Genomic DNA, 8356 nt, shown 5'->3' on the forward strand with positions numbered 1-8356 from the left:
ACCTCGCGGTTCTTGCCCTCGGTCAGGGTCAGGCTGATCCAGACATTGGCCCCTTGGGCGCCTTCGCGGGCCTTGTCGATCCGCGCCTCGATAGGTCCGTAGCGGACGCCTTCGACGGTGACGCCATCCTTCAGGGCGTCCAGCTTGTCCTGGGTGATGCGGCCATGCGCCCGGGCGCGATAGCGGCGCTGCAGGCCGGTGGACGGCAGCTCCAGGGCGCGAGCCAGCGCCCCGTCATTGGTCAGCAGCAGCAGGCCTTCGGTGTTCAGGTCCAGACGGCCGACCGAGATCAGCCGCGGCAGCCCGGCCGGCAGGGTCTCGAAGACGGTGGATCGGCCGGCCGGATCGGAATGGGTGGTCACCAGGCCGGCGGGCTTATGATAGCGGAAGAGGCGGGCCGGCTCGCGGTCGTCCACCACCTCGCCATCCACGGTGAGGATGTCGTCGGCCTCGACCTTGACTGCCGGCGTGGTCAGCACCTGGCCGTTCAGGGCCACCCGGCCGGCCTCGATCAGGCGCTCCACCTCCCGGCGGGAGGCGACGCCGGCGCGGGCCAGGGCCTTGGCCACCCGCTCGCCGCCGCCCTCGGCCCCGTCGGGCGCGGAGGGGTCGTGGGCGTCTGGGGCTTGACCGGAAGGGGGGCGGGGAGTTCGTTGCCGTTCGTGGACCATGATCACCGCACCATGCGCATCGCCCTGCGCGCCGCGCAAGACGCCGCCGCACGCGGGGAAACCCCTGTGGGCGCCTGTGTGGTCGATCCGGCCAACGGCGAGGTGATCGCCATCGGCGCCAATGGCCCCATCGGCGGCCATGATCCCACCGCCCACGCCGAGATCGTCGCCCTGCGCGAGGCCGCCCGCAAGCTGGGCAATTACCGGCTCACCGGCCTGACTCTGGTGGTGACGCTGGAGCCTTGCGCCATGTGCGCCGGGGCCATCAGCCACGCCCGGATCGGCCGGGTGGTGTTCGGCGCCGAGGACGCCAAGGGCGGGGCGGTGGTCCATGGCCCGAAATTCTTCGAGCAACCCACCTGCCACTGGCGCCCCGAGGTCATCGGCGGGGTCCTGGCCGAAGAGTCCGCCGACCTGCTGCGCGGCTTCTTCCGGGCCCGCCGAGCCAAGGGAGCGCCTGCATGATCGCCATCCTTTTCGCCGCCGCCCTCGTTGATCCGACCGCGCAGGTTGAGGCTCTGGACTGGATGGCCGGAAGCTGGGCCCAGACCCGCGGCGAGACGACCGTGCGCGAAACCTGGCTTCCGCCCCTGGATGGGGCCATGGCCGGCGCCAGCCAGACCAACCGCCCCGGTCGGACACCGTCCATCGAGCACATGACCATCACCATAACGCCGCAGGGGGCGGCCTTCACCGCCTATCCGCCGGGACAGGCGCCGACGGTCTTCCTGTTGCGCCCGAGCGCCGTCGGCGAGGCGGTCTTCGAGAACCCCGAGCACGATTTTCCTCAGCGGGTGATCTATCGCCGTTGCGGGGCTGATCTGTGCGCGCGGATCGAAGGCGCGATCGAGGGCGAAACGCGGCAGGTGGAGTGGCGCTACATCCGCCTCCCCTGATGTCTTGCCTTCCGCCCCGCAAGGGCGGGATGATGGCGCCCATAAGAATTCGAACATTTGGGAGACGACCATGGGATTGCTCGACGGAAAAGTAGCCATCGTGACCGGGGCCGGCGGCGGCCTGGGGGAGGCCTACGCCAAGCTGTTCGCCAAGGAAGGCGCATCGGTGGTGGTCAACGACCTGGGTGGAACCCGCGACGGGTCCGGCGCCGACCGCAGCGCCGCCCAGAAGGTGGTGGACGAGATCGAGGCGGCCGGCGGCAAGGCCGTGGCCAATGGCGACGATGTCTCCACCGTTGAGGGCGGCGAGAACATCCTCAAGACCGCGCTCGATACCTACGGCAAGATCGACATCCTGGTCTGCAACGCCGGCATCCTGCGGGACAAGACCTTCGCCAACACCTCCGAGGCCGACTGGGACCTGGTGGTCAAGGTGCACCTGAAGGGCACCTATTGCTGCGCCTGGCCGGTCTGGAAGTGGATGAAGGACAACGGCCATCCCGGCGTCATGGTGCTGACCTCTTCCACCTCAGGCCTCTACGGCAATTTCGGCCAGGCCAATTACGGGGCGGCCAAGGCCGGTATCTACGGCCTGATGCGCGTGCTCTCCATCGAGGGCCGCAAGTACGGCATCCGCGTCATGGGCCTGGCGCCGGGCGCCTTCACCCGCATGACCGCCGACCTGCCGGGCCGCCAGGGCAAGGAGCCTGACGCCATGAGCCTGCCGGAAAACATCGCGCCCGGCGTGCTCTACATGGTGTCGGATCTGGCCGCCGACCATTCGGGCAAGGTGCTGGGCGTCTCGTCCCGCGGCGTGCGCGAAATCAAGATGGTCCAGACCGACGGCTTCAATCCGGGCAAGCCCTACACTGCCCAGGACGTGGCCAAGCACGCCGAGGAGGTCTTCTTCCCGGCCGCAGCTGAGCGCACCGCCGCCAGCGCTTAGGCTCGGCTCCCCGCGTCCCGTCATGGTCGGGCTTGACCCGACCATCCATGAACACCGGGATCCAGTGTGCATGGCCCCTCCGGTCAAGCCGGAGGGTGACGGCGGTGGAGGTCTAAGGCCGCCTGAAGGATCGTCTGCTGATCCCCTGAGACCGTATTCAGCGCGCGCCTGACCGACATCAGGCTCGATCCCGTCTCGATTTCGTCGCCCCGCTTCAGGCAGGTGCGATCATAGGCCAGCGCCTCTACGACGAAGATCGGCTGCACGAAGGGCCGCCAGGGATACGCGAACCCCGGAGGCTTCTCGCCGAGATAGTAGAAGTGGTGGAAGGCCAAGGGCCGGAGTTCGCCAACCGACCAGCCGCACTCTTCCCGCAGTTCGCGACGAAGGGTGGTTTCCAGCGCCTCGCCGACCTGGCGGCGTCCGCCCGGCGTCACATGAGGCGGGCCCGTCCGCTCGCGGATGACGACCACCCGGCCCCTGCGGAAGACCACCGCCCTGATCGAGGTGATCAGAACGTCGGGCAGAGCCGGGCCTGCAAGATAGGTCCGCTGGCGAAGCCTTAGCCCCGGCCATTGGACCTCCCGATCGATGAGCGGCGCTTCGGCATTGAGCCGTTCTTCGAGGCGAGCGGCCTCATCCTCCGGAGTCATGGAAGCCCCGCCAGCCGCGCGTCCAGCCGCGCCCGGATCGCTGGCCACTCCTCGGCCAGGATCGAGAAGACCACCGTGTCGCGGATGCGGCCGGTCCAGACGACGCGGTGCTGGCGCAGGATGCCCTCCTGCGCCGCGCCCAGCTTCAGCACGGCGGCCCGGGAGCGATGGTTGATGGCGTCGACGTTCAGCTGCACCCGCCGGGCGCCGGCCGCGAAGGCGTGCTCCAGCATCAGCCGCTTGGCCGCCGGATTCACGGCCCCGCCGCGATGATCTGGATGGTAATAGGTGCCGCCGATCTCGACCGAGGCGTTGACGGGATCGGGCCCGATATAGCTGGTCATGCCGACGCAGGCGTCTTGGGCGAGGACGGCAAAGGGGATCCAGCTCCCCTCAGCGGCCTGGGTCATCATCCGGACCCAGCCGGCGTCGAAATGCTCCGGCGCCATGGAGTGGGGATAGAGATCGCGCCACACAGGCAGGTCGGCGGCGCAGGCGGCCTGCAGATCGGCGCGATGGCGTTCGGCCAACGGCTCCAGCCGAACATGGCGATTGTGCAAAATCCGGGCTTCCAGTTGCATTTCACCCCCTGTGACGCAACGACGCGAAGAATCTTTCACCGACCCCCTTGCCTTTGGCCATGGGGGGATTATCTCAGCCTGGCCCTTTTGGGCGTTTCCTCCCTATACCTTTCGAGCCGCGCCCTTCTTGGACGCGGCTCTTTTTTTACTTTCAGGCGACCAGCAGCTGCGCGGCCTGGATCAGGTAGAGGACGCCGACGCCCGTCACGATCCAGCGGGTCCAGCGCTTGAAGTTGACGTCGCTCATCTTCTCCAGGATCAGGCCGCCGCACCAGGTGCCGGCCATGGACAGCGGAACGGCCAGGGCGAACAGCCAGAGCGGCGGCATGTCGGCGGCCCCGGGGCTCCCGCCGGCCATGAGCAGCGGCGCCCCATAGACGATGATCTTGGCCAGGTGGGCGAAGACCTGGGTGGCCGCCTTGGTGGCGACGATGGCGTGGCGGGTCAGTTCGGTGCGGACGAAGAAAATGTCCAGCAGAGGCCCGGCGACGCCGGCCATCAGATTAAGGCTGGTGACCAGGAAGCCGGAGGCGAAGGCCTGGGCCGGCCGGGCGGCGTCCAGCTTCAGCCAGCCTTGCGGCAGCCAGGTGAGCCAGGGGACCAGCCCCAGCATCAGGAACAGGAAGGGCTTGGACGGCGTGAACGCCGCCAGCGAGACCAGAACCCCGGCGATCAGGGAAGCCAGCGCATACCAGCCGACAATGTCCCAGCGGACATGCCGTCTATGCAGGGCCGCCCGCCAGCCATTGGCGACCAGTTGCAGCACGCCGTGGGTGACGAAGGCCGCCGACACCGGCAGGACGAGCGCCAGGGCGCCCATCAGCACCAGGCCGCCGGCCATGCCGAAGACGCCGGACAGGGTGGCGGTCGCAAAGGCGGACGCCAGGATGAAGATCACAATGGGAAGGGTCACGTGAGGTAGCCTCCAGTTGAGCGGCCGGCCCCGAACGGCGGGCACAGGCCGCCGCCGGGAAACGGTCCGCAGCGCGTCGCGCGCGGGACGGAGCAGGCGCTGCAAGCCTCATCGGGCGAGCGCCTTGTAGAAGACGGTGGTGGCCTCGGGCCGGCCGTCTGTCGAAAGGGCGAAGTCGGGAATAACGCCGACGCGGCTCCAGCCAGCGCGGGCATAGAGGCGCTCGGCGTCGCCGCCGGTGACGGTGTCGAACACCAGCAGGGTCAGGCCCATCTGGCGGGCGGCCGCTTCGGCGCCCTCCAGCAGGGCGGCGCCCAGGCCCGTGCGCCGGGCGCGGGGCAGGACCAGCATCTTGGCCACGTCCGCGCGATGGGGCTGGTTCTCCGGCCCGGCGGGGATCACCTGGACGACGCCGCAAAGGCCCTGGCGGTCGAAGGCCGTGATCAGCCGGCGGCCGTCATCCGCGTCCAGTTGGCCGGCCCACCAGTCCGTGGCGCGTGGGGCCTCGAGGCCCGCCAGGAAGGAGACTGAAGCGCCCTGCGCCACGCAGGCGGCCAGCAGTTCGCCCAAGGCCGGCAGATGCGGCCGCGCCTGTTCGGCGGTCAGAACATCGAGGCGCGTGTCGGGGCTCATGGCTTGGCCATACACCCAGCCAAGCGGCGCCGCCAGCCGGGGCGCAAACCCTCGAATGCAAAAGACCCCGACGCCTGCGCCGGGGTCTCTCGCACACGGGAATGGACTCTGGTCCTAGTTGCGGAACACCGCCGCCGTGGAGGCGTCCTGGGGCATTTCGCGGTACTGGCGCAGCTCGTTGCGGCCGACCACCATGTGGTGGACCTCGTCCGGGCCGTCGGCCAGGCGCAGGGTGCGGGTGGAGGTGTACATCCGCGCCAGGGGCGTCTTCTGCGAGACGCCGGTGGCGCCGTACATCTGGATGGCCTGGTCGATGATCTGGCAGACCCGCTCAGGCACCATGGCCTTGACCATGTGGATCCAGATGCGGGCTTCCTGACGATCGAGGACGTCCATGGCCTTGGCGGCCTTGAGCACCATCAGGCGCATGGCCTCGATCTCGATGCGGGCGCGGCTGACGATCTCGACATTGCCGCCCAGCTGGATGATCGGCTTGCCGAAGGCCTCGCGGGTCAGGCCGCGGGTGACCATCAGGTCCAGCGCCTTCTCGGCCTGGCCGATGGCGCGCATGCAGTGGTGAATCCGGCCGGGACCCAGACGCAGCTGGCTGATCTCGAAGCCGCGGCCTTCGCCCAGCAGCATGTTCGAGGCCGGCACCCGGACATTGTCGAACACGATGTGCATGTGGCCGTGCGGGGCATCGGGATCGCCAAAGACGTTCATCGGCCCGACCACCTGGACGCCTGGGGTGTCCATGGGCACCAGGATCTGCGACTGGCGCAGGTGCGGCGGGCCCTCCGGGCTGGTTTGCACCATGGTGATCATCACCTTGCAGCGCGGATCGCCGGCGCCGGAGATGTAGTGCTTCTCGCCGTTGATCACGTACTCGTCGCCGACGAGCGTGGCGCGCATGCGGATGTTCTTGGCGTCGGAGGAGGCCATATCCGGCTCGGTCATGGCGAAGGCCGAGCGGATCTTGCCTTCCAGCAGCGGCTTCAGCCACTTTTCCTTCTGCTCGGGCGTGCCGACGCGTTCGAGCACCTCCATGTTGCCGGTGTCGGGCGCGGCGCAGTTCATGGTTTCCGAGGCCATCGGGTTCTTGCCAAGCTCGACGGCGATATAGGCGTAGTCGAGGTTGGACAGGCCTTCGCCGGTCTCGGCGTTGGGCAGGAAGAAGTTCCACAGGCCCTCGGCCTTGGCCTTGTCCTTGGCCGCTTCGAGGACTTCCAGCTGGCCCGGCGCATAGGACCAGATGTCGGTCTTGCCCTCGCCCAGGCGGTGGAATTCCACAGACATGGGTTGGACCACCTCGGCGATGAACTTCTTCACATGGTTCAGCAGCGGCACCGCCTTGTCGGAGATGCGGAGGTCATTGAGCGCGTCCTGCGGGTTCAGCGCGAAGCTGGATTGGGCTTTTTCAGCAGCGATGTTCATGGTGGTCCTCCCGGGGACATGGGCGTTGAAGCGGGGCGCCGGGAGCCAGCCCTTTAAGGCCAAGGCGCGCCCGGATCGTTCTGCTGTCCACCATTGGCGCAGATCGGCCGAAAATCAAACACCTGTTCGTCTCCGGGACGCGACGGTCGTTCAAACATTTGTTTGAGGCCGGCCACAGGATCATTTTTCGAAGATTCGCCCTGGAGACTCGGTTCGTCGAGCCGCAGCCTCAGGACCGCGGGACCCTGGCAGCGTCCCCGAGAGGCGGCGTCCCTAAAGGCTTGCCGGCCGCGTCAGCAGGAAGAGGCTGAGGACGCCTGCCAGGGCCATGAGGGCCGGGAGGAGTTTGAAGAGCTTGACCATGGCCCCCAGATAGGCACGGGCAGGGCCACCATCCAGTTAAGCTTCCGACATATTTCCTGAAGGCGTCATGAGGCCGGCTGAACGCCCGCCGAACCTGCATGGCTGAGCTTGACTCCCGGGCCCGTCCTACCTAATTCCAGGCCGCGTTAGCACTCAGGGTCGGCGGCTGCTAATGTGCGCCGACCGCGGGGGCTAGCCTCATCGCAATTCGCAATAGTTCCGAATGGAGCAAGACCAACATGGCGTTTCGTCCTTTGGGAGACCGCGTCCTCGTCCGGCGTGTCGAGGAAGAACAAAAGACCAAGGGCGGGATCATCATCCCCGACACGGTGAAAGAGAAGCCGCAGGAAGGCGAGATCATCGCCGTGGGCCCCGGCGCCCGTGATGAAAGCGGCAAGGTTCAGCCCCTGGACGTCAAGACCGGCGATCGCATCCTGTTCGGCAAGTGGTCCGGCACCGAGATCAAGCTCGAAGGTGAAGACCTGCTGATCATGAAGGAAAGCGACGTCCTGGGCGTCCTCGACTAAGACCCCGGCCCCTCGCCGACCTGGCCCGCCGCAAGGCGGGTGAAGACATACGGCCAAGGCGCGCGATCCGGGATGATCCCGACGCTGCCCTTCGCCTCCAAGGAAAGTAGAAGAAGAAATGGCTGCGAAAGACGTCTATTTCTCCGCTGACGCCCGCGACCGCATGCTCCGCGGCGTCAACACCCTCGCCAACGCCGTGAAGGTGACCCTGGGCCCCAAGGGCCGCAACGTGGTCATCGAGAAGTCCTTCGGCGCCCCGCGCTCGACCAAGGACGGCGTGTCGGTGGCCAAGGAAATCGAACTGGCTGACCGCTTCGAGAACCTCGGCGCCCAGCTGATCCGCGAAGTCGCCTCCAAGACCAACGACAAGGCCGGCGACGGCACGACGACCGCGACCGTTCTGGCCCAGGCCATCGTGGTCGAAGGCCTGAAGTCGGTGGCCGCCGGCATGAACCCGATGGACCTGAAGCGCGGCATCGACAAGGCCGTCACCAAGGTCATCGACGAGATCAAGTCCAACGCCAAGAAGGTCTCGGCCAACTCCGAGATCGCCCAGGTCGGCACCATCTCGGCGAACGGCGACACCGAGGTCGGCGAGATGATCGCCCGGGCCATGGACAAGGTCGGCAACGAAGGCGTCATCACGGTTGAAGAAGCCAAGACCGCCGAGACCGAACTCGACGTCGTCGAAGGCATGCAGTTCGACCGCGGCTACCTGTCGCCCTACTTCATCACCAAC

11 protein-coding genes are annotated in these 8356 nt (G+C 67.5%); 5 read left to right on the forward strand and 6 right to left on the reverse strand.

Annotation, left to right across the window (positions count from 1 at the left end; genetic code table 11):
* Positions 1–671: pseudouridine synthase (locus V7702_RS15770; protein WP_335651034.1), on the reverse strand; the 671-nt coding region annotated here is incomplete at its 3' end.
* 12 nt (positions 672–683) lie between these two features.
* Here V7702_RS15770 and tadA point away from each other — a divergent pair.
* From tadA to V7702_RS15785, 3 genes are all read left to right on the forward strand, one after another.
* Positions 684–1136, forward strand: a complete 453-nt coding sequence (gene tadA / locus V7702_RS15775) for a tRNA adenosine(34) deaminase TadA (RefSeq protein ID WP_335651043.1) — start codon at positions 684–686, stop codon at positions 1134–1136.
* Positions 1133–1567 (forward strand): DUF6265 family protein, encoded by a 435-nt coding sequence (locus V7702_RS15780; protein WP_335651035.1) that lies wholly within the window; start codon positions 1133–1135, stop codon positions 1565–1567. The genes tadA and V7702_RS15780 overlap by 4 nt, the downstream gene beginning before the upstream one ends.
* 70 nt (positions 1568–1637) lie before the next feature.
* Entirely contained in the window at positions 1638–2513 is an 876-nt protein-coding gene (locus V7702_RS15785; RefSeq protein WP_335651036.1) for an SDR family NAD(P)-dependent oxidoreductase, read from the forward strand.
* An 83-nt stretch (positions 2514–2596) separates the two neighbouring features.
* On the opposite strand, the gene V7702_RS15790 is transcribed toward V7702_RS15785, so the two are convergent.
* The 5 genes from V7702_RS15790 to V7702_RS15810 all read right to left on the reverse strand — a co-directional run bounded on the left by V7702_RS15790 (position 2597) and on the right by V7702_RS15810 (position 6727).
* Positions 2597–3166: an NUDIX hydrolase gene (locus V7702_RS15790; RefSeq protein WP_335651037.1), complete on the reverse strand. Its 570-nt coding sequence runs from the start codon at positions 3164–3166 to the stop codon at positions 2597–2599.
* Positions 3163–3747, reverse strand: a complete 585-nt coding sequence (locus tag V7702_RS15795) for a GNAT family N-acetyltransferase (RefSeq protein ID WP_335651038.1) — start codon at positions 3745–3747, stop codon at positions 3163–3165. Before V7702_RS15795 ends, V7702_RS15790 begins: the two co-directional genes overlap by 4 nt.
* Before the next feature lie 151 nt (positions 3748–3898).
* Positions 3899–4660 (reverse strand): sulfite exporter TauE/SafE family protein, encoded by a 762-nt coding sequence (locus V7702_RS15800; protein ID WP_335651039.1) that lies wholly within the window; start codon positions 4658–4660, stop codon positions 3899–3901.
* A 108-nt stretch (positions 4661–4768) separates the two neighbouring features.
* Positions 4769–5293, reverse strand: a complete 525-nt coding sequence (locus V7702_RS15805; protein ID WP_335651040.1) for a GNAT family N-acetyltransferase — start codon at positions 5291–5293, stop codon at positions 4769–4771.
* A gap of 114 nt (positions 5294–5407) precedes the next feature.
* Entirely contained in the window at positions 5408–6727 is a 1320-nt protein-coding gene (locus V7702_RS15810; RefSeq protein WP_335651041.1) for an acyl-CoA dehydrogenase family protein, read from the reverse strand.
* Between the two features lie 602 nt (positions 6728–7329).
* On the opposite strand from V7702_RS15810, the gene groES reads away from it, so the two are divergent.
* Together groES and V7702_RS15820 are read left to right on the forward strand one after the other, a co-directional pair.
* Positions 7330–7617 (forward strand): co-chaperone GroES, encoded by a 288-nt coding sequence (gene groES, locus V7702_RS15815; protein ID WP_293321778.1) that lies wholly within the window; start codon positions 7330–7332, stop codon positions 7615–7617.
* Positions 7618–7735: 118 nt separating this feature from the next.
* A partial coding sequence (locus V7702_RS15820; protein WP_335651042.1) for a TCP-1/cpn60 chaperonin family protein occupies positions 7736–8356 on the forward strand: 621 nt, incomplete at its 3' end.

Source organism: Phenylobacterium sp., from assembly GCF_036963605.1.
Classification (GTDB): domain Bacteria; phylum Pseudomonadota; class Alphaproteobacteria; order Caulobacterales; family Caulobacteraceae; genus Phenylobacterium.

Bases quoted from the DNA above. Each gene is read 5' to 3' on its own strand.
- V7702_RS15790 (WP_335651037.1), bottom strand. From the start codon at position 3,166: ATGACTCCGGAGGATGAGGCCGCTCGCCTCGAAGAACGGCTCAATGCC.
- groES (WP_293321778.1), top strand. From the start codon at position 7,330: ATGGCGTTTCGTCCTTTGGGAGACCGCGTCCTCGTCCGGCGTGTCGAG.
- V7702_RS15795 (WP_335651038.1), bottom strand. From the start codon at position 3,747: ATGCAACTGGAAGCCCGGATTTTGCACAATCGCCATGTTCGGCTGGAG.
- V7702_RS15785 (WP_335651036.1), top strand. From the start codon at position 1,638: ATGGGATTGCTCGACGGAAAAGTAGCCATCGTGACCGGGGCCGGCGGC.
- V7702_RS15780 (WP_335651035.1), top strand. From the start codon at position 1,133: ATGATCGCCATCCTTTTCGCCGCCGCCCTCGTTGATCCGACCGCGCAG.
- V7702_RS15810 (WP_335651041.1), bottom strand. From the start codon at position 6,727: ATGAACATCGCTGCTGAAAAAGCCCAATCCAGCTTCGCGCTGAACCCG.
- V7702_RS15805 (WP_335651040.1), bottom strand. From the start codon at position 5,293: ATGAGCCCCGACACGCGCCTCGATGTTCTGACCGCCGAACAGGCGCGG.
- tadA (WP_335651043.1), top strand. From the start codon at position 684: ATGCGCATCGCCCTGCGCGCCGCGCAAGACGCCGCCGCACGCGGGGAA.